18 protein-coding genes and 1 pseudogene are annotated in these 26087 nt (G+C 41.7%); all 19 read left to right on the plus strand.

Annotated elements, in window-relative coordinates; all coding sequences use genetic code 11:
* Positions 1-23: 23 nt before the first annotated feature.
* The 19 genes and pseudogenes from SLH46_RS09305 to SLH46_RS09390 all read left to right on the plus strand — a co-directional run bounded on the left by SLH46_RS09305 (position 24) and on the right by SLH46_RS09390 (position 25853).
* Complete coding sequence (locus SLH46_RS09305) at positions 24-2906, plus strand: glycosyl hydrolase 115 family protein (RefSeq protein ID WP_320280904.1); 2883 nt, start codon at positions 24-26, stop codon at positions 2904-2906.
* Positions 2907-2917: 11 nt separating this feature from the next.
* Entirely contained in the window at positions 2918-3724 is an 807-nt protein-coding gene (locus SLH46_RS09310; RefSeq protein ID WP_320280905.1) for an SDR family oxidoreductase, read from the plus strand.
* Positions 3725-3741: 17 nt separating this feature from the next.
* The gene (gene uxuA, locus SLH46_RS09315) at positions 3742-4947 is read left to right on the plus strand and encodes a mannonate dehydratase (RefSeq protein ID WP_320280906.1); all 1206 of its coding nucleotides are present in this window, start codon (positions 3742-3744) and stop codon (positions 4945-4947) included.
* Between the two features lie 3 nt (positions 4948-4950).
* Entirely contained in the window at positions 4951-6336 is a 1386-nt protein-coding gene (locus tag SLH46_RS09320; RefSeq protein ID WP_320280907.1) for a glycoside hydrolase family 28 protein, read from the plus strand.
* A gap of 160 nt (positions 6337-6496) precedes the next feature.
* On the plus strand, positions 6497-8368 hold the full coding sequence (locus tag SLH46_RS09325; protein ID WP_320280908.1) for a glycoside hydrolase family 28 protein: 1872 nt from the start codon (positions 6497-6499) through the stop codon (positions 8366-8368).
* Between the two features lie 18 nt (positions 8369-8386).
* Positions 8387-11293 (plus strand): glycoside hydrolase family 2 protein, encoded by a 2907-nt coding sequence (locus SLH46_RS09330; RefSeq protein WP_320280909.1) that lies wholly within the window; start codon positions 8387-8389, stop codon positions 11291-11293.
* A 21-nt stretch (positions 11294-11314) separates the two neighbouring features.
* Entirely contained in the window at positions 11315-12811 is a 1497-nt protein-coding gene (locus SLH46_RS09335; protein WP_320280910.1) for a rhamnogalacturonan acetylesterase, read from the plus strand.
* 11 nt (positions 12812-12822) lie between these two features.
* Positions 12823-13938, plus strand: a complete 1116-nt coding sequence (locus SLH46_RS09340) for a glycoside hydrolase family 88/105 protein (RefSeq protein ID WP_320280911.1) — start codon at positions 12823-12825, stop codon at positions 13936-13938.
* A 2-nt stretch (positions 13939-13940) separates the two neighbouring features.
* Entirely contained in the window at positions 13941-16718 is a 2778-nt protein-coding gene (locus SLH46_RS09345) for an alpha-L-rhamnosidase (RefSeq protein WP_320280912.1), read from the plus strand.
* Positions 16719-16761: 43 nt separating this feature from the next.
* Positions 16762-17076, plus strand: coding sequence for an L-rhamnose mutarotase (gene rhaM, locus SLH46_RS09350; protein ID WP_320280913.1), 315 nt, complete (start codon positions 16762-16764; stop codon positions 17074-17076).
* Positions 17077-17406: 330 nt separating this feature from the next.
* Positions 17407-18681, plus strand: a complete 1275-nt coding sequence (locus SLH46_RS09355) for a tyrosine-type recombinase/integrase (RefSeq protein ID WP_320280914.1) — start codon at positions 17407-17409, stop codon at positions 18679-18681.
* A 453-nt stretch (positions 18682-19134) separates the two neighbouring features.
* The gene (locus SLH46_RS09360) at positions 19135-19431 is read left to right on the plus strand and encodes a helix-turn-helix domain-containing protein (RefSeq protein WP_320280915.1); all 297 of its coding nucleotides are present in this window, start codon (positions 19135-19137) and stop codon (positions 19429-19431) included.
* A gap of 675 nt (positions 19432-20106) precedes the next feature.
* Positions 20107-20754, plus strand: a complete 648-nt coding sequence (locus SLH46_RS09365; protein ID WP_320280916.1) for a hypothetical protein — start codon at positions 20107-20109, stop codon at positions 20752-20754.
* Between the two features lie 3 nt (positions 20755-20757).
* Positions 20758-21081, plus strand: a pseudogene (locus SLH46_RS21680) (DnaB-like helicase N-terminal domain-containing protein); the annotation flags it as partial.
* Between the two features lie 60 nt (positions 21082-21141).
* On the plus strand, positions 21142-22092 hold the full coding sequence (locus SLH46_RS09370; RefSeq protein WP_320280917.1) for a DnaB-like helicase C-terminal domain-containing protein: 951 nt from the start codon (positions 21142-21144) through the stop codon (positions 22090-22092).
* A gap of 11 nt (positions 22093-22103) precedes the next feature.
* Positions 22104-22613: a hypothetical protein gene (locus SLH46_RS09375; RefSeq protein WP_320280918.1), complete on the plus strand. Its 510-nt coding sequence runs from the start codon at positions 22104-22106 to the stop codon at positions 22611-22613.
* Positions 22588-23124, plus strand: coding sequence for a hypothetical protein (locus tag SLH46_RS09380; RefSeq protein ID WP_320280919.1), 537 nt, complete (start codon positions 22588-22590; stop codon positions 23122-23124). The genes SLH46_RS09375 and SLH46_RS09380 overlap by 26 nt, the downstream gene beginning before the upstream one ends.
* 277 nt (positions 23125-23401) lie before the next feature.
* Entirely contained in the window at positions 23402-23710 is a 309-nt protein-coding gene (locus tag SLH46_RS09385; RefSeq protein ID WP_320280920.1) for a DUF5681 domain-containing protein, read from the plus strand.
* A complete protein-coding gene (locus SLH46_RS09390; RefSeq protein ID WP_320280921.1) occupies positions 23691-25853 on the plus strand; it encodes an ATP-dependent helicase in 2163 nt (720 codons plus the stop codon). Before SLH46_RS09385 ends, SLH46_RS09390 begins: the two co-directional genes overlap by 20 nt.
* Positions 25854-26087: the final 234 nt, after the last annotated feature.

The following is a 26087-nucleotide window of genomic DNA, read 5'->3' on the forward strand; positions in this document are numbered from 1 at the left end:
CAACTAATGTGATAGTACGACCAATGAATTCATTTTATTTCCCACGTCCTTTAATTTTTGCCGTATTGGCCTTGGTAATGAGTGCCTGTACAAAAGGGGAGTTTATTATTTCATCATCCAAAAGTGTTGTAGATATCGTTGTTAACGAGGATGGAGTGGTTCAAACGGCCGCTCAACTATTTGCGGAGGATGTTGAAAGAATTAGCAACAGGAAGCCGGAAATAGTTAACCAAAGCGAATCTGATTTTCAGATAAAAGTCGGAACCTTGGGTATGAACGACGACTTCGACAAAACATGTCAACAGAACGGAATCGATACCGATGAATTGAAGGAAAAATGGGAGGCTTTTGTTATTAAGTCAGTTCCGGGCAACAACGGAAGCAAACAAACGCTGCTGGTTGTTGGAAGCGATCCTCGCGGAACTGCTTTTGGTTTAATGGAGCTTTGCAAAATGATTGGAGTTTCTCCGTGGTACTGGTGGAACGATGTTCATCCTGAAAAGAAGGAAACAATTACTTTACCTAATAATTTACTGATAGAAGATGCTCCAAAAGTAAAGTTTCGTGGGATTTTTCTAAACGATGAGGATTGGGGATTACACCCGTGGGCGGCCAAAACATTTGAACCGGAAACCGGTGATATTGGACCCAAAACTTATGAAAAAATATTTGAATTGCTTCTTCGTCTAAAGGCTAATGCAATCTGGCCTGCAATGCACCCCTGCACAAAATCTTTTTACACCATTCCCGGAAACAAGGAGATGGCCGCAAAATATCAAATTGTTGTGGGCACTTCGCATGCCGAACCGATGTTACGAAGTAATGTCAGGGAGTGGGATCATGACCAGTATGGAGAATATGACTATTCAATTAACAGCACTGTTGTAAAGGAATATTGGAGAGGCCGAATTGAAGAGTTAAAGCCGGAAGATAAATACATTGTAACACTCGGAATGCGTGGGATTCATGATTCCGGGATGCGCGGAAGCCTCACCAAAGAAGGGAAGGTGGATATGCTGGAAACAATTATCACCGATCAGCGTGAAATGTTGAATGATGTGCTAAAAAAAGAAATTACAGCCATTCCGCAGGCATTCGTACCTTACAAAGAAGTATTGGAGATTTATAAGAACGGTGCTCAAATTCCGGATGATGTAACGCTTATTTGGCCCGATGATAATCATGGATATATCCGCCAGTTATCGAACGAGGAAGAACGCAGACGATCAGGAGGAGCGGGTGTTTATTACCACATTTCATACTGGGGACGCCCGCACGATTTTCTTTGGCTCGAATCGGTTCCGGTTTCACTGATTTGGGAAGAGATGAACAAAGCATACCAAACCAACGCAAAGGATATCTGGATTGTGAATGTGGGAGATATTAAACCCAACGAAATCGGTATGAATTTCTTTCTGGATATGGCCTGGGATCCTGATCAATTTTCATCGGAAACATTAAACTCATATTATACCGATTTTGCAGAAGCACAATTCGGGAATGTGTATGCTGATGAAATTGGTGAATTGCTTAGCAACTATTTTCAGCTTGGTTTTTCACGAAAACCTGAACACATGGGGTATAATCAGGTTTATCCCAACATCGAAATTCAGGATCCGGAACTTTCCTTATTTCAAAATGGTGATGAAGTACAGGCACGTATCGATGCTTACGAAGAGTTGGAAGCGCAGGCTGAAAAGCTGCTACAGCAAATGCCTGCACATTTAAAAGACGCTTTTTATCAATTGGTGGCTTACAAAGTTATAGGTGCAGCAAACATGAATAAAAAGATATTGTATGCATACAAAAGTCGGGTTTACGCCGAACAAGGCCGGACAAGTGCGAATCTCTATGCCCAAAAATCGAAAGCAGCTTTTGAAAAGATAAAAAAGGAAACTGCCTATTACAACGATTCGCTAGCGAACGGGAAATGGAAATCCATGATGAGTTATAATCCTCGCGAATTACCGGTTTTTGATGAAGCGCCATGCGGACATTTTGATCCTGAACAAGAGCTTGCAGGAGGACTTATTCCGGAAGGATATACAAAACCTGCCGAATCTGCAGAAGCCTGTCTGCCTGTTTTTAATTCATCTACCGATCGTCGCTATTTTATTGATGTTTTTAATTCCGGCAATCAACACTTGGACTGGAAGATTGAAGAAATAGAGCCATGGATTAAGGCTTCTAAACTGTCTGGAACAACTGACGGTGATGAACGCATTTGGATTTCGATCGATTGGAATGCAATCTCAACAGTTGATACGATCAGTTCTGAAGTCGTATTTAAAATAAATAATCAGAGTTACCCTATTAGGATAAGCGCAGTAAAAACTGAACTATATTCAGTTGACGGTAAGCTATTTATTGAAGACAACGGGATGATTGCAATTGAAGCTGAGAACTTTAAAGACAAGGATAATACCAGTGCCTGCTATTGGCAAACAATCCAGGGTTTAGGCAGAACAAGCGACGCTGTTGGAACTTATCCGGTTACTGCCACCTCATTTCAATTGGATGAATTAAACCAATCACCGGCTTTATTTTACGATTTCTACAATAATTCCATAGGCGAGGTTGAACTGAAATTTTACTGCCTGCCAAATCAACCAGTCAATGAGGACTACAAACTTCGTTTTGCAGTAAGTATCGACAATGGCGATCCTGTGATTGTAAATGCCGGGTTGAAAACTGAGATGGATGAATACAATACGGAATGGCAAAAGAATGTTTTGCAGGCTGTTTCCATCGCGTCAATCAACGCAAAAATTGAAAATGAAGGAAACCATACACTGACCATCAGAATGATTGACCCGGGAGTCGTATTAGATAAAATTGAGATCAATTTTGGTGAAACAAAAAGTTCTTGTTTTGGATCTCCTGAAACACAAACCATAAATAATTAAAATTGAAAAGAATGTTTGATTTAAAAGGAAAAGTAGCGGTAGTGACAGGCGGAGGCGGTGTTTTGGGTGGAAGTATTGCCCGAAGCCTTGTTGAAGCAGGTGTTAAAGTTGCTATTCTTGATATACGCGAGGAAAACGTTAATAACAGAGTTGATGAGTTGAAGGAACTGGGTGGCGAAGCGTTTGGTTTTGTATCGAGTGTTTTGGATATGAATGACCTGAAGCATACGCGCGATGCCCTGCTAGAAAAATGGGGTTCAATCGATATTCTCATTAATGCTGCAGGGGGAAATTTACCCGGTGCAACATTAACCGAAGATCAGACTGTTTTTGATATGAAAATCGAGGACTTTGAACGCGTGAACGATTTGAATATGAACGGCACCGTGTATCCAAGTCTTGTATTTGGAGAAGCGATGGCAAAACGGGGAGAAGGTAGCATTATCACCATTTCTTCAATGGCGACCTATTCGGCCATTACAAGAGTGTTGGGCTACTCAACCGCGAAAACATCCATTAATATATTTACCCAGTGGATGGCCATGGAAATGGCTACCAAGTTCAGCGAAAAAATACGTGTGAATGCGATTGCTCCGGGCTTTTTTATTGGTGATCAAAACAGGAATGTACTTATCAATCCCGATGGTTCATACACCGAAAGAAGTAAAAAGGTGTTGGCAAGAACGCCAATGAGACGATTTGGAGATATTAAAGAATTAAACGGCGCAGTACAATTTCTGTGTTCTGATGAAGCTTCTTTTATTACAGGTGTAATACTCCCTGTAGATGGTGGATTTAGTTCTTTCAGTGGAGTGTAATTTATAATTCGACGAAGATGGCTCTTGAAAAAACATGGCGATGGTTTGGGGAGAAAGACTCCGTGACATTAGCTGATTTAAGGCAAATGGGCGTTGAAGGAGTTGTTACTGCTTTGCATCATATTCCGAATGGAGAAGTGTGGCCGGTTAAGGAGATTCTAAAAGTAAAAGACCAGATTGAGGCGCATGGCATGCGTTGGAGTGTGGTTGAAAGTTTGCCGGTTTCAGAAGGAATAAAAACACATAATCACGATTACCCTCGTTTGATAAAAAATTATCAGGAATCGATACGAAATCTTGGTAAATGCGGAATCGACTGTATATGCTATAATTTTATGCCGGTGCTTGATTGGGTACGGACCGATCTTCATTATACGCTGGATGATGGCGGCGAAGTTATGTTCTTCGATTTCCCGACTTTTGTTGCTTTCGATGCTTATATTCTGAAAAGACAGGGTGCAGAAGCGGATTATCCGCAAGATATCGTTATAAAAGCCAAAAAGCTTGCAGCTTCGATGAGCGAAGAGCAAAAGGAATTATTGGCCTACAATATCATTGTAGTTACACAGGGTTTTATTGATGGTGTAATTGACGGTTCGGCGCCAGACTATAAAAAGCTCTTTCTCGAGTTTATCGACACTTATAAGGATATTGACGCAAACCGCTTACGCGAACATTTACGCCTGTTTTTAGGCGACGTGGTTCCGGTGGCAGAACAAGCTGGAGTAAAACTTTGTATCCATCCGGATGACCCGCCTTTCCCCGTTTTGGGGCTGCCCCGAATTGTGAGTACACAAGAAGATTTAGAGTGGATTTGTCAGCAGTATGATTCAATTGCCAACGGAGTTACTTTTTGCACCGGGTCGTTATCAGTTAACCAGTCAAACGATTTGCCGGCTATTGTAAAATCAATTGGCGATCGAATCCATTTTACGCACCTACGAAACAATGTTTTTCTCCCTGATGGCTGTTTTCATGAGTCGGGGCACATCTATGGTGATGTGGATTTATTTCCGATTATGAAAGCACTGCTTGAAGAACAGAAACGTCGGATTGCCGAAGGTCGTTCCGATGTTCGTATTCCCGTGCGTCCGGATCATGGTATAAAAATGCTGGATGATTATGACAAATCTGCAAATCCCGGTTACCCGCTAATCGGAAGATTGAAAGGTTTGGCAGAGTTATGTGGTCTGGAAATGGGAATTGAAAAAATGATGAATTAAAAAATGAAAACAACAATTATGACTAATCTTAACAATTTACTTGTAGTAATAATCTTGCTGACAACAATGTCTTGTGGCACGAAAACCAAACCGGTTCAACAGCAATCCATTAAAGTTAATGCACCTTTTGAAATGCCTGAGATCATTTACCCTGATTTCAGCGAATGTGCAAAGTTCCCGATTACAGATTTTGGCGCAGTACAAGGAGATCAACAACTAATTTCGGCTGCTATTACCGCTGCCATTGATGCAGCCAATCAGGCCGGAGGTGGTTCCGTAATCATTCCCGAGGGTGAATGGCTGACCGGTAAAGTTCATCTTAAAAGTAATGTAAATCTTCATTTGGAAAAAGGAGCGGTTTTGCTCTTTAACGATAACCCCGATGATTATTTGCCTGCAGTTCATACCACCTGGGAGGGAATGGAGTGTTATAATTATTCGCCTCTGGTTTATGCCTACGAGTGTAAAAATGTGGCCATTACGGGCGAAGGCGAATTAAAAGCTAAAATGGATCTGTGGAGAACCTGGTTTTCCCGTCCGCGACCACACATGAATAGCCTGAAAAGACTGTACGAAATGGCATCTGCCGGAGTGCCGGTTGAAGAGCGGATAATGGTAAACGATACCGCAAATTTACGTCCGCATTTTATTCAGCTGAACCGTTGCGAGAATGTCTTGCTTGATGGAATTAAAGTTACCAACAGCCCGTTCTGGACCATTCACCCTTATTTATGTAAGAATGTGGTTTTACGGAACCTGAAGGTATTTGCGCATGGACACAACAACGATGGTGTTGACCCCGAAATGACACAAAATATGCTAGTTGAAGACTGTGAATTCGATCAGGGCGACGATGCCATTGCTGTGAAATCAGGAAGAAACCAGGATGCCTGGCGCCTGAATACTCCCACACGAAATTTGGTTATACGGAATTGCACGGTTAAAAACGGGCATCAGCTGCTGGCAGTCGGCAGTGAAATGTCGGGAGGTGTCGAAAATGTATTTATGGATAGTTGTACGGTAGCCGATGGAGCAAACATGTTTCACCTTGTATTTCTGAAAACCAACGAACGCCGTGGAGGTTTCATCAACAATATTCATGTAAGCAATATCAAGGCGGATAAAATGAGTGAAGGAATTTTGGGAATTGAAACCGATGTGCTTTACCAGTGGCGTAATTTGGTGCCAACTTACGAAAGAAGATTGACGACAATTTCGAATATCTATCTGGAGAACTTTGAGGCAAATGATGTGAAATTTATTTCCCGCATTTTGGGTAACGAAGAGCTTCCCGTAAAAAACGTAAACCTGAAAAATATTTCGGTTAAATCGGTTGAAGGTGAGGAGTTTATTCATGAAAATGTGTTGAATTTTAACTTCGAAAAATAGTTGGGACAACTAAAATTTTTAAATCCAAGCTAGGTAATGAGGCTTGCAAATCAGTCATTAAAGTAAAGATTATTCGCTTTCAACTAAAAGTTATCCAAAAGAGGGGTAAACCCAATAAGTCTTAGCGTTCGAACGCCTCTGGAATTAAGAATACAAATGGATGAAAATCAAATTAATATACATACTACTTGCGTTTCTGTTTTTTTCCTGTCAACACGAAAAGAAAAGTGAACTGGTTCAACGTCTGGAGGGAATTTTTTACAACGATTCTTTTGCCAGCATTCCTGAAACGGATTTTAATGTAGCAGACTACGGGGCTTTGGCTGATGGTAAAACATTGGCAACCGAAGCAATCCAAAAGACGATCGATGCTGCTTCTACTGCTGGTGGGGGGAGAGTAATTTTTCCGGACGGAACTTATCTGTCGGGCGCCCTTTTTGTAAAATCGAATGTTGAGCTACATATTGGCGAAGGTGTGGTTATTCAGGCTATTCAGGACAATGATCACTTTCCGCGTTTGGCCACGCGTATTGCGGGTATTGAAATGGAGTGGCCGGCTGCGCTTATAAATGTCTACGACGAAAAGAACGTGCGGATTACCGGAAAAGGCACAATCGACGGAAACGGAAAATACTGGTGGGATAAATTTTGGGGCGATCCGCCACGATCAGGAGGAATGTATCCCGAATATATCGAAAAAGGAATACGCTGGGCAGTTGATTACGATTGCGAGCGTGTTCGTCCGGTTGTCGTCTGGGAATCGGAAGATGTGCTATTAAAAGATTTTACGGTGCAGCGTGCCGGATTTTGGACAGTGTCGTTGACTTACAGTACGCGGGTTCATGTAGATGGCGTAGTGGTGCAAAATAACATTGGTGGCCATGGACCAAGTTCAGACGGTATCGATACCGACTCTTCAAAAGATGTGCTGGTAGAAAATTGCGATATCGATTGTAATGATGATAATCTTTGTATAAAAGCCGGTAAAGATGCCGATGGGCTGCGTGTTAACCGCCCGGCAGAAAACATTGTTTACCGTAATTGTATTACCCGGTCCGGTCATGGTTTAATAACGCTGGGTAGCGAAACTTCGGGAGGAATGCGAAACATTGAAGTGTACGGACTGGAGGCCGTTGGAACCAACATCGGTATTCGATTTAAATCGGCAAAAGTACGTGGTGGATTGATCGAGAATATCTATTTCCACGACATTAAAATGAAAGATGTGGCCAATCCTTTTCATTTCGAGTTGAACTGGTACCCGGAATACAGCTACTGCACAATTCCCGATAATATTCCGGAAGAGGAAATTAAAGACCGTTGGCGGGTGTTAAGTCAACGCGTTGAACCTGAAGAATTGGGTATTCCTGAGTTCCGTAATATTACGCTGAGCGATATTAAAGTAGTGAATGCAAAGGAGGCTTTTTATGCTAACGCGTATCCCGAAAAACCGATACACAATATCAATTGGAACGATATTCTGATAGAGGCCGAACATAGTGGGAAACTGACCTATGCCAGTAACTGGAAGATGAATAACGTTCTGCTGAAAACAACGACGGGGAAACCAATTGAATTGGTGGATTGCGAAAATATAGAACAGCCTCAAATCGTAAAGACCGAAAATCAACTAACCGAAAAACCGGAACTAAGTATTGAGCAGCAAATTAAAAATGTTGGAGCTGCCATAGTTCCTGTTAATCCTTCCACAGGGCAGGTTATTGCCAATGGCGATACAACGCTGTTTTCAGAAAAGATTACGGTATACATTGTTGCCAATGAAAATTCAGATCTGACCTATTATGAGCCTTTGGGAGATGGATTCTATCATACACCGGTTCATATTTCGGTGAAAGATGCAGCTTCTGTAATCGAATTAAATGGCGAAAGAGAACACGAGTATGCAATTATTCTGTACAGCGATAATTCGCCTGAGAATATAGATAATGCAGACTCCTGGGAGTTTGATGCCGGGAACAAGCAGGTAATTATTAAAAAGAAAGGTAACTCCTTCAATTTGACAATTCACTAAATTTTAAACAAACAAACGATGATTCGAACTCATAGTACCTTAACAATTCTGCTTTTAAGCTTGCTGATTTTTACAGGACAAGCTCAACCCGTCATAAAACAGGTAAAGTATTTATCCGGAACCGATAATGAGAACACCGTAACCTGGGATTTTTTCTGTACTGCCGGACGCAATAGTGGCGAATGGTCGAAAATACAGGTTCCATCACATTGGGAGCAACAAGGATTTGGGCAATACGACTATGGCCGCGATTACCGCACCTATGGTAAAAAATTTATATTCAGCGACGAAACAGGAATTTATAAACACAATTTTACCATTCCTAAAAACTGGAATGACAACGAAATCTTTATTGTTTTTGAAGGCTCGATGACTGATACTGAGGTGAAAATCAACGGCGAATTGGCCGGCCCGATTCATCAGGGTGCGTTCTATCAATTCCGCTACAATATTACCGATAAACTAAAAGCCGGTGAGAATGAGCTGGAAGTTACGGTTCATAAAAACTCAGCGAACCAGTCGGTAAACCGTGCCGAACGTTATGCCGACTACTGGATATTTGGTGGTATTTTTCGTCCGGTATATTTGGAAGCCTTTCCAGCATCTTACATTGAACGTGTGGCTATAGATGCCGCAGCCGACGGTTCATTCAGAATGGATGTATTCCCGGTGAATACGCAAAAGAAACAATCAATTTACGCTGAAATTTTTGATGCTGACGGCAATGTGGTTAAAACCTGCGAAAGCGATATCAACCCGAAGGACTCATTGGTAACTTTAAATTGTAAAGTGGATAATCCGGCAACCTGGACCGCCGAAACACCAAACCGCTATTCAGTAAAAGTTAGCTTGAAAGAAGGAACTACAACAAAATATGCACTGAGTGAAAAGTTCGGCTTTCGCACCATCGAAATTCGCGAGGGCGACGGTATTTACCTGAATGGTGTAAAAATAAAAATGAAAGGTATCAACCGTCACGTATTCTGGCCGGAGACAGGACGTTGCAGTAATGCGCGTATCGACCTGAACGATGTGAAATTGATGAAAGAAATGAACCTGAATGCGGTTCGTTGTGCACATTATCCACCGGATAAAAGTTTTCTGAATTTTTGCGACTCATTGGGTTTGTATGTTCTTGATGAACTGGCCGGCTGGCAAAATGCCTACGATACCGAATCAGGTGAAAAGCTGGTGCGTGAAATGGTCATCCGCGATGTGAACCATCCTTCAATAATTTTATGGAGCAACGGAAACGAAGGTGGTACAAACAAAGAACTGGACGATGATTACGACATTTACGATCCGTCGAAACGTCCGGTTATTCATGCGCATCATCGTCCGGGTAACGATTATAACGGAATTGACTGCAACCACTACGAGAATTATTACAGTTCGAAAAAAATACTGGATGGTGATCTGATCTTTATGCCAACAGAGTTTTTGCATGCCCAGGATGACGGTGGTGCAGCTGCTTCACTGGCCGATTTCTGGGAGTTATTCTGGAACTCGGAAAAAGGAGCCGGAGGTTTCATTTGGAATTTCTCTGACGAAGGAATTGTACGCACTGATTTAAACAATGTAATCGATGTAAACCGTGTAAATGCTCCTGACGGAGTGCTTGGGCCACATCGCGAAAAAGAAGGCAGTTATTATGCTCTACGCGAAATTTACTCCTCCGTGAAAGTTGATCTTCAAAAATTGCCTACAGATTTTGATGGTACAATTCCGGTGGAAAATCGTTTTCATTTCACCAACCTTAATAAATGTACTTTTAGCTGGAAACTTGTAAATTTTGTTGATCCGGAAGCTCATGGAACGGGATATACTGTAATGGAAAATGGTAACGTAACAGCACCTGATATTGCACCTGTTAGCAAAGGAGAGTTGAAACTAAATTTACCTTCAGATTATAAAAAATATGATGGCTTATACTTGTATGCTTTCGATCAGCACGGCGAGGAAATTTATTGCTGGAGCTGGAAAACCAATGGCAACCGAAAAGAGGTATTAAAACTGGTTGAGAAGACCTTGAGTGACGAGGAGAAAACCTTGCTGGAAGAACTAAAAGCACAAGGAATTGAGGAAGATAACATTTTGCCTATTCAGCATCAGGAGGGCGATGATTCAGGTCTTAGCGCGAAAGTGGAACTAACAGAAGATGATGAGCAAATTACGCTGAAAGCTTCAGGGATTGGCGTTAGCTTTAGTAAAACTGATGGTGTGATTTTAAAAGTGACCAACGATTTTGGTTTGCCAATTCCTTTTACAAATGGCCCCGTTTTGGTTAGCGGAAATGCTGAATTAAAAGACATCTCTCACCACGAGAAAGACGGTGCGTATGTAGTGGAAATGACCTACGACGGTGATATTCAAAAACTACAATGGACCATGTATCCAAGCGGATGGCTGGAATTAAATTACAGCTACCAGGTGGCAGACAAACAGCTGTTTACCGGAATTAGTTTTGAGTATCCTGAATCGGATATCATCAGTGCAAAATGGCTGGGAGAAGGTCCTGCACATGTGTGGAAAAACCGTTTGCAGGGCGGTCAACTGGATGTTTATGAACGGCTTTACAACAATATTCTTCCTGCTACAAACAGCTGGGGCGAGCAGTTCAAAGGTTATTACGCCAATATCAACTGGATGGAATTTAATACCGTCGACGGTAAATTTACGGTGGTTGCTCAGGAGCCTGATTTGTTCGTCCGTTTATTCGATTTTTATGGTATATCGGGCCCACAAAATTATCCTGAATTGCCTGTTGGAAATATCAGCTTTCTCGACGGAATACCACCGGTTGGTACAAAACTGGCAATGGGTATAAGTAACGACACCTGGAATTTAGGACCATCAGGAGAGTTGAACGTAATGGAAAAACCTGTTGAACGAACACTGTATTTTTATTTCGGATTGCGCCAGTAATCCTCTTAACCGATCAAAAAAATGACAAGAATAGCGAGCATATTTTTAGTACTGATACTGGCTTTGGGCTGCACAAACCAAAAGGACGATACCACAAAACCAACAATCTACACTATTGGTGATTCTACCGTTAAAAACGGTCAGGGTGATGGTGCCGGTGGTTTATGGGGGTGGGGCGATCCGCTGGTACAGTATTTCGATACCACCAAAGTTAACCTTGAAAATCATGCTTTGGGAGGAACTTCCAGTCGCACTTTTCGCGACAAAGGTTTGTGGCAACCTGTTCTCTATAAACTTAAACCCGGTGATTATGTTTTGATGCAGTTTGGTCACAATGATTCCGGTGCTGTGAATGACACCATTCGCGCCCGCGGAACCATAAAGGGAACCGGCGAAGAAAGCGAAGAGATCGATAATCTGATCACAGGGAAACACGAGATTGTGCATTCGTACGGCTGGTACATGCGGCAATACATTCGCGAGGCCAAAGAAAAAGGTGCTATTCCTGTTGTAATGGCACCAATCCCGCGAAACGATTGGGAAGAAGGCAAAGTACCTCGGAACAATAATTCTTATGGTGGTTGGGCCAAAACGGTTGCCGCTGAAGAGGGAGCTTTTTTCATCGATCTGAATGAAAAAATGGCTTCCGAAATGGAAAATCGGGGAGAAGAAAATGTTACCGAAGTCTTGTTTTTTAGCCGCGATCATACGCATACATCAGCAAAAGGAGCTGTGTTAGCCGCTTCGCTTATTGTTGAAGGATTGAAAGAGTTAGACCAGTGTAAGTTGAAGAATTATTTGCTGGAAGATCCCAAAATTTCATTCCCGGTAAAAAAGAAAGTATTCATTATTGGCGACTCAACTGTGGCCAACGGAAACGACAGCATTGTTGGCTGGGGACGCGAGTTGTGGGCTTTTATGGATACCACCCGTATTGAAGTGATCAACAAGGCCCGTGGAGGGAGAAGCAGCCGGACCTACATCTACGAAGGACTTTGGGACGAGGTGTTGCAACAACTCAGCGCCGGTGATTTTCTGCTGATACAGTTCGGGCATAACGATGGAGGGAACATCGACAAGGCAAAATATCGGGGATCGCTGCCGGGAATGGGAAACGAAACGCAGGATATTCTTCGGAATGACTCAATCCCGGAAACCGTGCATACTTACGGTTGGTATATGGGAACTTATATCAATCAGGCAAAAGAGAAGGGCGTTTCGGTGATCGTGATCTCAATGATTCCTCGAAACATCTGGAAGGATGGGAAAGTGGAACGTGTTGACGGCAGTTACGGAGGCTGGGCAAAAGAGGCTGCAGGACAAAACGAAGCTTATTTTATCGATCTGAACAATGTAATTGCTGATAAATACGAAAAAATGGGAGCAGAGAAAGTGAAGGCATTTTTTCCCGGCGACCATACACATACCAATGCGGTAGGTGCAAAGTTCAATGCCGAAACACTGACAGAACAAATTAAGAATTTGCGGACATGTTCACTACACAGATATTTAAATTAAACGATTAAAAGATGAAGACAAGATACCTGATAGCAATAAGTTGTGCATTGGTGTTATTCATGAGCGCCTGTATGCAGCAACTCCCTGATAAAAAAGAAGTGCTTGATAAAATGGTTCTAACGAACGATTACCTAATGAAAAAGTGGCCCGATCCGGGAGTGAATGTCATCACCAATAAAGAACGTCCAAGTAATTTATGGACCCGCGCGGTATACTACGAAGGGCTGATGGCACTATATGAGATTAAAGCCGACCCGGCCTACCTGCAATACGCCATCGACTGGGGACAGGCACATAACTGGGGCTTGCGCAACGGAAACAAATCGCGCTATGCCGATAACCATTGTGCCGGTCAAACTTATATCGATTTATACAATATCGAACCAAAACCTGAGCGTATATACGATATTAAACATGCCATTGATTTAATGGTGGCGAGCGATACAATAAACGACTGGGATTGGATTGATGCCCTGCAAATGGCCATGCCTGTTTTTGCCAAACTATCTGTACTAACAGGCGACCAGAAATACTCGGAGAGGATGTACGAAATGTACATGGACACCAAAATAACACAAGGATTGTACAATGAAGAGGATGCCTTATGGTGGCGCGATGCCGATTTCCTTCCACCGTACACGGAGCCAAATGGTGAAGATTGTTACTGGAGCCGAGGAAACGGCTGGGTGATTGCAGCACTGGTGAAGGTAATGGAAATTTTACCGGATGATCCGCATCACGAAGAATATTTGAATACCTATAAAGAAATGATGGAAGCTGTGTTGCCGCTTCAGCGCGAAGATGGTTTCTGGAATGTGAGTTTGCACGATCCTACAAATTTTGGTGGAAAAGAAACTTCTGGAACAGCACTGTTTGTTTACGGTATGGCCTGGGGTGTTAACAACGGACTTTTGAATGAGAAAGAATATATGCCCGCTATTATAAAGGGCTGGAATGCTATGGCAACCGAAGGTGTTCACGATAACGGATTCCTTGGATTTGTGCAGGGGACAGGTAAAGAACCAAAAGATGGACAACCTGTAACTTACACCAGCAAACCTGATTTCGAAGATTACGGATTAGGTTGTTTTTTACTGGCCGGTTCTGAAGTATACAAACTAAAATAATCATGAAGAAAATTCATCTACTTATACTTTTCGCATTTCTTGTTATTGGACAGTCGTGTACTGATTCGAAGCAAAACTATACATCAGTGTACTGGCCTAAAGAGTCGGTTGAAACCAAACCCGGTTCGCGCTGGTGGTGGATGGGAAGTGCAGTGGATGAAGCCAACCTGACAAAAAATCTCGAAGCATATTCCGAAGCCGGAATTGGAACGATGGAAATTACGCCAATTTATGGCGTGCAGGGTAACGATGATAACGAAGTGGATTTTCTTTCCGATCGTTGGATGGAACTCTATAATCATACTCAATCCGAGGCCAAACGCTTGGGGATGGTTATTGACATGAACACCGGAACGGGATGGCCTTTTGGCGGCCCGGATGTAAGCACCGATGATGCTGCCTGCAAATTGATTGTTCAACGCTACAATGTGACGGGTGGCGAGATATTCAACCGGGACATTACGGTTGACGATGAAAAACAAAAGTCGTTGGCTAAGCTGGTGCGCGTAATGGCATTCTCCGATGCCGGTGAAAAAAAGAACCTGACCAAAATGCTGGTAAACGACAGGTTAGAATGGAAGGCTCCGGATGGAAACTGGGAACTCATTGCACTTTTCGAAGGACGTACGCGCCAACAGGTAAAACGTGCGGCTCCGGGTGGCGAAGGCAATGTGCTTAACCACTTTTCGAAAGATGCGGTTGCACGTTATCTGAATAAATTTACCGAGGCTTTTGAGAATAGCGGAGTACCGGTTCCACATAACTTTTTTAACGATAGTTACGAGGTTTATGGTGCCGACTGGACACCTGGTTTGCTTGAAGCTTTTGAAGAAAACTACAATTACAATCTCGAAGATTATTTGCCGGAGTTTTTAAGCGAGGAACGTAATGATACAACGATGCGTGTTATTGCCGACTATCGTGAATTATTATCCGATCTTCTGCTTAAAAATTTTACTAATCAGTGGACGGAATGGGCACACGAATCAGGCAGCAAAACACGAAACCAGGCACACGGTTCACCTGGTAACTTAATCGATATTTATGCTGCGGTAGATGTGCCCGAATGTGAAGGTTTTGGTTTGTCAGATTTCCACATTAACGGACTGCGACACGATTCGCTTACACGCCACAATGATTCTGACTTTTCGATGCTGAAATATGCATCGTCGGCAGCGCACATTTCTGGCAAACCTTATACTTCATCCGAAACATTTACCTGGTTAACCGAGCACTTCCGCACTTCGTTTTCGCAGTGTAAGCCCGATCTCGACCTGATGTTTGTTTCCGGAGTAAACCGCGTGTATTTTCATGGAACCACCTATAGCCCTGCAGAAGCCGAATGGCCGGGGTGGAAGTTTTATGCTTCGGTGGATATGAGTCCGACTAACCCGCTTTGGCGCGATGCGGCTCCATTCTTCAAATACATTTCGCGTTCGCAAAGTTTCCTTCAAATGGGGAAACCCGATAACGACTTTCTGGTATATCTGCCGGTTTACGATATGTGGAACGATCAGGATGGACGTTTGTTGATGTTCGATATCCACAAAATGAAAGAGCGTGCCCCTGAATTTATAAAAGTAGTGAGTGAAATCAGTCATGCAGGTTATGATGTGGATTATACCTCGGACAGCTTTATCAGTTCATCAAAAGTAGAAAACGGTGAGATTGTGACCGCAGGCGGAGCTCGTTATAAAGCTCTAATTGTGCCGGGCGTGAATAAAATCAGAACCGAAAACCTGAACCGTTTGAAGATGATGGCGGAGAAGGGAGCGCAGATTATTTTTATGGATCATTATCCGACAGATGTTCCCGGATTTTCGGTATTGGAAGAACGCAGGGAAACGCTGAAAAATACCTTGGCCGCGTTACCCGAAACTGATTTTTCCGAAACACTGGTTAAACCGGTTGGAGAGGGTAAAATCATTACCGGATCCGACTTTAAAACGACATTGGCAACTACAGGTGTAAAAGCCGAGCAGTTTAAAGTGAAAAACGGTTTGCACTACATTCGTAGAAGCAATAAAGACGGTTACCATTATTTTATTTCGGCGCTTAAAAGCGATGATACCGATGCATGGATTCCTTTGGCAAAATCAGCCCGGTCGGTAGTATTTTTTGATCCGATGACAGGAAAAATTGGTAAGGCGGCTGTTAAAACCAAAGATGGTGAAACATTGGTACGCATTCAGCTGAAGTCAGGACAGTCTGTGATTCTTAAAACGTTTACCGATAAAGATGTTGACGTGGATGTATGGCCTTATATAAACGAGGAGGGAAAACCATTCGTATTGAAAAACAACTGGCAGTTAAGTTTTACCAAAAGCATTCCTGCTATCGCAGATACCTTTCAATTGCCATCGCTCATTCCCTGGACACAACTGGATGTTCCCGAAGCGAAAATCAATAGGGGTACTGCTGCTTATTTCATCAGTTTCAGCTTTAACAAAAGCGAATTTTCTGACTGGATCCTGGATTTAGGTGATGTTCGCGAAACAGCCCGCATAATTGTGAATGGGAAAGAGGTACAAACCCTTTGGGCTGTTCCTTACCGGACTTTCGTGGGCGAATACCTTAAAGACGGTTTAAATACCATCAAAATTGAGGTGACCGGTTTGCCTGCCAATCGTATCGCCCAACTCGATCGTGAGGGGGTGAAATGGCGTAAGTTCAAAGAAATTAATTTGGTAGATCTCAATTATAAACGTACAGGTTATGGCAACTGGGAAACCGTGCCCGCCGGCCTTAACAGCGAGGTGAAACTGATTCCTGTGAAGTGAAAGGAAACTGAAAACTGTCTGTAAAATTAAAATAACAGAAGAGATGAAAAGAACAGCATTTAAAATGTATTTGAATGAAGGACAAAAAAGTGAATACATAAAACGTCATAATGAGATATGGCCTGAACTTAAAAAACTTTTGAAAGAAGCAGGGATAAGTGATTATTCAATTTTTCTGGATGAAGAAACAAATACCTTATTTGCCGTTCAAAAAGTCAGTGGCACCGGAAACTCTCAGGATTTGGGACAAACCGAAATCGTTCAGAAGTGGTGGGCTTATATGAAAGATATTATGAAATGTAATCCGGATAATTCGCCTATTTCAGTTCCTTTGGAAGAAGTTTTTTATATGGAATAGCAATGGGGGAAACGCCATGATACTTATGTTGCAACGGCAACAACGTTGAATCAAGAGTTAAAATAGTTAGAAGGTATCGATAATAAAAAAGCAACAATCGTACTGTGATTGTTGCTTTTTTAATTGGTGCCCAGTAAAGGAGCAGCGCACTTCCATTTTGCCTTATCCTGAAATTCCCTAAAACCTTATATATACTGGAACTTTCAATGCTTTTTCTCAAGAATAGGTTTTCCAATATGTTGTATAATATTGTCATTTATTGAATAGTATTGAGATAAAATTGATATTATATTTATATTTTTAAGGGGTAGTTATTGAAAGTAGAACATTATGCCAACAGTTACTTACGAGATAAATATACTTAAAAATAAACGTTATGCGATTCACGCTCGTCTATCGGATGGAGTAGGACGAATATTTAGAAGGAAGACGGGTTTTACTATCACAAAAAGTAACTGGGATATTAAAAATGGTCTTCCCAAAGCTAACGATGAACTTGAAAAACGGAAACGTAATAAGCTGATTGAATTACGGGAAGAAATATATAATAAGTACGATCTGGCCCTTCTTGATGAGGTAGAGATTACTAAGATATGGCTTGACGAGGTCGTCGATACTTTTTTCGGTATGCGAAAGGCTACCGATGATGACAGGTTACTTATCTACTTGGATCACTACATTGAGTCCATATTGCCTTATAAGCCTCAAAAAGGGAAGAAAAAAGGGGTTAGTAAGCGTACCGTTCAGAAATACCATACATTAAAAGAAAAACTGTCCAGCTTTGAAAAGCACAAAGCAAAACAATACTACATTAAAGATGTTTCTCCAAAGTTCGCCATCGAATTTGACAAGTATCTGACAGAAGAAGAAAAGCTCGGACCGTCAACTACTGGTGGATATATTGCAGCACTTAAAACAATGTGTTTGTACGCTGGAGACAAGGACGATAAAAAGAACCATCCGAAGGTCAAAAACATCGGGGTGTACAGTGGAGAACGAAAAATTAAGACCATACTGTCACTCGACGAACTGGAAACGATCAAAAAATGTGATAAGCTGGATGATTCTCAGAAGATAGCCAGGGATTGGTTACTTCTTGGTTGTAACACAGCGCAAAGAGTTTCAGACTTATTGGGATTAACAAAAGAGAACCTGAAAGTTGTTTCCGGCAGTGAAGTGATCGATATGTCGAATGAAAAAACCGGCAAGGAACTCTATATTCCACTGTTTGATGAGGTTCGGGAAGTATTGGATAAGTATGATGGGGAATTCCCACCGAAGATATCCGATCAACATTTTAACCGGCAGTTAAAAAAGGTAGCAGAACTAGCCGGACTCACGGGGAACGAGTACGGGGAATTGAATAATCCAAAGACGAACCGCAAAGAAAAAGGCGAGTACCCCAAATGGAAACTTGTATCCAGCCACATTATGCGAAGGAGCTTTGCTACGAATTATTACGGGAAGTACCCGACGCCGTTACTTATGCAGATCACTAAACATTCAACAGAAAGGCAGTTCCTGGAATATATACACAAAGATGCCATCGATCATGTGAAGCAGTTTGAATATGAAATACAGAAGAACAAGGTAATAAGTAACTAACTTTAATTATCATATGCGAAAATTATAACAGACAGATTACATGACTGATCCTTCCGATATGATTTTCGAATTCTTATTCTGTGTAGTCATAAAACAACAACCATTCAATTTTATTGGGAATTAAATTTAGTCTTTGCCCATCTATTAAGTAGTGCGGTTTTAGGAATAAATCAATTCAGGGATATTTGTATTCGATTTGATGCATAAATGGCTGTCAGACTGAGTTCTGTGGCTAGTTGTGTCATGCGGGATTAATTATTAATCTATGTGCTGCTTAAATCAAGGGAATAACCCCTTTCGTATCACAAAATCAATCGCTTTACACATTATTCCTTTAGAATGCCCCCTATTCTGTCGTTTGCAATCCAATTCAATTATTTACGGTACCCAGTCCCGAGTTTTCTGCACGCAGTGCTCCTGGTTCAATTTCTCTATATGCAATTTTGTATCGATATGAAGAACGAAAAAAACATAAAAAGTTTAGGTCAATTCATCAGTACAATCCTAGATGAATTGAATCAACCCTTGAAAGACCAAATTCAGGACGGTTTCAAGGAGGTGAAACGGCAATTTCAGCCGAAGGAACCCGAGGAATATCTTACTCGCAACGAAGTAAAGGATCTGTTAAAGGTCGATTTATCTACGATTCACAATTGGACCAAACGGGGCAAACTTAAAGCCTACGGTATTGGCAATCGTGTCTATTACAAAAGAAGTGAAGTTGAACAGGCTATTAAGCCATTAAATTAAAGGTTATGATTACAGAAACGAATGAGATCGAAATCAAGCTGATGCCTTTTCAGGTTATCAAGCATGAGCAGCTAGGATACAAAGTAGTACCGAGGGAATACAGGTGCAGTGATGGTTGGTCAAATGCGTACTATGGCGAAAAACACGAATGTGAAAACTTCGTAAATCAAATGCCTCCAAACCAATTTAAGTAAGCAATTTGAATATGAGTAACGCGATAAAAACACACGAAAAAATGAACACTTTATTAGTCTTTAAATGCGGTTTTTGCGGCAAACTGCACGCCAAAGAAGAAACATGCCGCCGACACGAGTCAGGGTGTTATAGCAACCCTGATACGCGTAGTTGTAAAAGCTGTTCCTACTTACAGGAAATCGAATATACTATGCTGAACGGTAAGTCGGAAACTCTACCTACATGTATCAAGGAACAGGGTATAGCAAAAAAACTTAGAACGCGATGCAATTCGTACCATTACAAGAAATTGCCTTACAGTAAGGATTTTGTAGTGAGGGCGTTGAAAGAATTTGATGTTTCACCAACTTGTTGTTATTACGGCAAGCGATACAGTTGGTGGAGAATAGTAAAGCAGTATTTATTCGCCTACTACGAATACGGAAATTAGCGTAACTGATGATCAGACGAAGTTGGACTGTCTAAATACACTTCATAACCATGCGTTTTATTAAGTTACATATTGAGATACTAAATTGGGAATGGTATACCGACGCTAATGTATTACGGATCTTTATTCACCTTCTTTTAAAAGCCAATTACGGTTTTTCGAAATGGAAGGGGTACAATCTTCAGCCTGGACAACTGATAACAGGCCGTAAAAAACTGGCCTCTGAGTTGGAACTGACTGAGAAACAGGTACGGATTTCACTTTCAAAACTCGAAAAATCTGGAACAATTAGTATTGAAAGGGCCAACCGATTTAGTATTGTAACGATTTGTAACTGGGCACTTTATCAATCTCAAACCAAAGGAAAGGGGCCAGCGAAAAGGCCGACAGAGGGCCAGCAAAGGGCCACAGTCATAGAAGAATATAAGAAGAATACAGATAATAAGTTTGATCAATTTTGGGAATTGTACGATAAGAAAACCGGGAAGAAAAGGTGCCTGGTACTTTGGAACAAATTATCGGATGCGGATAAGACCAAAATCCTGACACATGTCCCCAAGTATGTAAAGTCCAAACCCGACAAGCAATTCCGAAAGGACCCCGCTACCTACCTGAACGGCGAGCACTGGCTAGATGACGTAGTTTTTAATGAACATGTAAAATTACAATCACCCGAACCCGCTGGCTTTAAATTTTAACTAATGAAACGACCCCTCGAAACATACGATAAAATACCACCGCAAGCTTTAGATATAGAAGCGGCAGTTCTGGGAGCATTGCTTTTAGAGAAGGACGCACTGGAAACTGTTTTAGGCATAATCGATACCCCTTGCTTTTACTTGAATACGCATCAAAAGATCTTCGATACCATAAGATCTGTTGCCAGTAAAAGGCAAGTGGATCTGTTAACAGTCACCAAAGAATTAAAGGATCTGAATTTACTGGACGAAATAGGCGGTCCCGGCTACCTTGTCCAGTTAACCCGGCAGGTTGCATCGGCTGCGCATATTGAAGCACATGCCCGTATTGTGGCAGAAATGCATTTTAAGCGTGAGTCTATCTCTAAAGCTAGTGCGATCATAAAGATGTGTTATGAAGGGCAGGATGTAGATTTGATAAGCCAGCAATGGAAACTGGCCGGTGACGAACTGGAAGATATATTTACGGTAGCCGATAGTGGCAGCCATATAAGCCTTGTGTTGAAAGATACCCTGCTGGAAATAGAACAGGATTGTGCCAGGTTAAAGGAAAAACAACGCCCTGGAATTCCGTGTGGTTTCCCGTCGCTGGATATGAGTACAGGTGGTTGGCGTGATGGCGACCTGAGCATTCTGGCCGCGCGTCCAGGAGTAGGTAAGAGCTCGTTTGCTTTACATTTTGCACTACGCGCAGCGTATGATGGACATTGGGTAAACATCTTTTCGTTCGAAATGCGAAAGGAGGATCTTATGCGTATCAAGCTAGCTACAGTTAGTGGGGTCTATCGATCGAAAATTCGCGACGGGCACTTGGATGGTTGTGATTGGGATCAAATTAACATCGCAGCAGGTAACTTAGAAAACCTTCCACTTATATATTCAGACGCCGCAGGAATGAGCATCGAACAAGTTTATGCCATCGTACGGAACAACCATAAGCACGGACGATGCGATTTTATGATACTCGATTATCTACAATTGGTAAAACCGGGAAGGAAGGGAGCTATTCGTGAGCAGGAAGTATCAGAAATCAGCCGTGCACTAAAAATGATGGCACTGACCCTGAATATTCCTGTTCTGGCTCTTTCCCAGCTAAACCGTGCTGCTGACGGTGAAACACCGAAATTATCTCAACTGCGTGAATCTGGAGCAATAGAACAAGATGCAGATAATATTTTATTCCTGCACCGCCCAGACGACGATGTGCACAAGATCCGATTAACACTGGCGAAGCATCGTAGGGGACAGTTGGGTGATTTGGATATATACAGTAACAATCAGTATACCAGGTTCTCGGAAGATCCCGGAAAATTTCAACAAGATAACAGTAACCACTAAAAACAATAATTATGAAAAAGTATATATGTGCGAATAACCTCGTGATAGAGGTAACGGCACTAAACGATCAAAACATTGGGCCATTCTATGGGGAGGTATTAAAAATGGCAGGGCTCGCAACCATGGCCGGGAAATATGATATATTTCTTCGCCAGCAGATAGAAGGAACCTCTCAGGAGCTTGTAATATGGATATCCCAAAATGCCAATATCAGTACTGAAGAGGCCAGGATTGGATTCAAAAGGTTCATACTTATCTGGGGATTGTGTACCATAATGGTTGTCGACTCACTACAACCACGGGTGGAAATGTTGCGACTCTTAACACATTCATTTTGTGATGTGATTTCACCAGGTAAAACGAAAATTTCAATTACGGAACTACAAAAGATTATACAGGAAGAGGGGATTGATGCATATGAAGCCCATGACTTCATCGATGGTTTTTTCAAGACGTCGCAAAAATATTTTTCAATATTAATTAAAAACACACATTATGAAACAGGTGAAAGTGAAAAGTAGAGTATTTCATTTCCCGATCCACGGAATGGAAGGGGTATTGAAATTTCTTACCGAAATACTCGAAATTTGTGAACTGAGGAATTATCAAGACCGAAATACACAAATTTTGGAGATGATAATATGGCATAATTATGATGGACTTATTTCAGAAATTTCGGAGACCTCAGGCATACATTATACTCAAGCCAGAGAGGTTGTTCTCAGGCTGATTTTGATCTTTGAAATTTGCCTTATTGCAGCGACCGAAACTATGCAGGAGCGATCCGATCTTATTGACGGGTTAATTGATCAACTTTCGGTATTGGTGCGGACAGACAAGCAGAGGATCTCACTGGATGACTTAAATGGCTACCTGCATGCAGAAGGGATTGATCTATTTATAGCTAAGAAGTCGGTACCGGGAGGTGGATCTGATGCACAAACAACACTGGTTTTGCAAAAAAGAAAGTTTTCAAAACTGACATTCGAAGGAGAAATAGTTTTTCCGGTATGTGGTATTTGCAAAAACTAGGTTATGGTGCAATACAAAATTAATACACCGACTTTAAATGCACAGGGCATGCTTCAATACTATTGCAACGTACTTCAGAAATTGATGGGGTGAAGGTCGTGAGCAATTACTGCGACAATATTCTCAAGAATAAAACCGCTTTATGCACCCGGTGCATCATCGTCTGCACTGGGTGCATAAAGTTCTGCAAAACCCAAGTTAATTTTGAAAAAAGGGAAAGGGAAATGCTCCCGATCCTTGTAAATAACAACGAATTATCAATCAAAAACTATAAACTATGTCTTTTAAACCAGGAAAATCAGGCAATCCATCGGGACGACCTAAAGGGGCAAAAGCCAGAAGTTCGACAGAGCTGCATCAATTCATTCAGGAGATCCTTGCAGGTAACTTTTCTAAAGTGCAAATCAAACAGGATCTGAATGCTTTGCCGCCCAAGCTGCGGTTGCAGTACTTTTTTAAGTTGCTTGACTTTGTGTTGCCAAAGCCTTCATCTATTGAACTGAAAGAAGATAACACAAGGAAGAGTTCCGATTACTGGAATTCGATAATGGATAAATTGAAACCAGATGCGAACGATCCATATTAATAGCAGATCAGAAATAGGGACTAATGACAGTTTAGAAGAGCTGTTCGACCTCGTAGCCCGGGAAAACCAATTCGTTTCAAATGAAGCGAGAAAACAGGGCAATCAGAACTCGTCTTTCGGTATGGATTACCAGGAACTCGAAATCGACGATCAGACGCAGGAACGAATTGCGAAGCTTCAAAAAATTGCAGCTTCCATCGATACTAAATTGGTAACTCATGTTATGGATCCTACCAAGCGGTTTAAGATTGACTATGCCGGCGAATTGAATGCAGAACAGCTATCTGCCGTAATGGAGGTTAATAATCCCTTATTGGTAATTGCCGGTGCCGGTAGTGGAAAAACACGGGTGATAACCTATAAGGTAAGCTACCTGATCGAAAACGGATATCTGCCGGAAGAGATACTGTTACTGACTTTCACAAGGAAGGCATCAAAAGAGATGCTTAACAGGGTCAGTACTCTTCTTAAAGGTGCTTACCCCGGTAATGTATTTGGTGGAACGTTTCATTCGTTTGCCAATTACATCCTTCGTAAATATCACCAGTTGATTAATATGCCACCCAATTTTACAATTATCGATACCCAGGATGCTGCTGACATTATTGATCTGGTGAAAACGGAAATGAAACTAGGGAAGCAAAAGAACAAGAAGGCATTCCCGAGAAAAAGTACTATTCACGATATTATTTCAAAAGCAAGGAACCTTGAACGTTCAGTAGACGAGATTATTGATACGTACCATGGTAATCTTGAACTTTACAAGCAGGAAATAAACGAGATCAATCACTATTTTAAACAATACAAAAAGGTTTCGAATTTGCTTGATTACGACGATCTGTTGGATAAATTACGGTTCGAGTTGAAAAACAATATGCCGTTTAGAAACGTCTTGCAAAATCGGTTTAAATATATTTTGGTGGATGAATACCAGGATACAAACCGGGCCCAAGACGAAATCGTTGAGTTAATCTTAGGAAATCGCAGTTGTGTAACAGTGGTCGGGGACGATATGCAAAGTATCTATTCTTTTCGGGGAGCTAATTTTGAAAACATACTGCGCTTCCCGACTAAATATCCAGCCAGTAAAGTGGTAAGGATTGAAACGAACTACCGCAGCAATAACCAGGTACTGAATTTTACAAATAAGATAGTGGAATCGGCACTTCTTGGTTTTAAAAAGAAGTTGGTTGGCATAAAAGAATCGCCCAATGTTCCATCGATTAAGAAGTTCTATGATCCGGAATTGGAAGCAAGCTTCATTGTTGACAGGATGCTTGAATTGCGGAATCAGGAAATCCCCTCGACCGAAATCGCTGTTCTTGTACGAGCAATGTGGCACTCAAACTATGTGCAGGCAGAGCTTATGAAGCGATCAATACCGTTTGTTGTAATCGGTGGTATCAAGTTTGTTGAACGGAGGCATGTCAAGGATGTTCTGGCCTTTTTAAAGATCAGTTTTAATGTTTTGGATGCCGTTTCATGGCATAGAATTTTAAAATTGGTCCGTGGAGTAGGCAAGGTCACCGCACGAGATATTGTCAGGGAAATAAGAAACAAGAGAGGGGCGGTGGATTTCAGCCGTTTTAATGGGAGGAAATATGCCGAAGCACTAAATGAGTTATCAGGCTTAATTAATGGCTTGCTTAAATTGCAACAAAAGCCGGTGCAAGCCATTGAGGATATTTTGCATTATTACAGACCAGTTCTGGAAGGTATTGAAGATGATTCTGAAGTAAGGTTCAAAGACTTGGAAGTACTTGTTGGACTTGCCTCGAAATATGACAGTGTGGAACGATTTTTAAGTGATCTTACGCTGGATCCGCCATCAAATAAGTTCCAGGATTCAGTAACACAATTAATCGATCAGTCTGACGAAAAACCGGTAACCATATCGACGATCCATTCAGCAAAAGGATTGGAATGGCATACCGTATTTGTTCCTTTCGCACTGGATGGACTTATCCCTTCTGTTAAGTCCTTAAATTCTATTGATGAGGTGGAAGAAGAACGCCGGCTGTTTTACGTAGCCTGCAGTCGACCAAAGGAAAACCTTTACATCACAATGCCTTCCTTTGTCTCGTCGTGGGATGCTGTTTTTACGTTGCCTTCGAGGTTTCTGGCAAATTTGTTTCATGGCTAACTTGAATTTCTAGCCTACTGATTGTAAGTCATAACTAGCATCAGCAGAAGAAGAATGTTAACTTTTTCGGATTCTCCGTAAAAAAGTATTGACTGGTCCTAAATGAGTGTTACAAGACGTTTAGTTCTGCTTTCAAAATGTAATGTGGATTGTTGGCATGGCCGGGTGGATAATACTAACATCTTGGTTCATTTAAATATTTTTATACTTTTACTTTTGAGACTAAACAGACTA

This window comes from Draconibacterium sp. IB214405 (assembly GCF_033963885.1).
GTDB lineage: Bacteria > Bacteroidota > Bacteroidia > Bacteroidales > Prolixibacteraceae > Draconibacterium.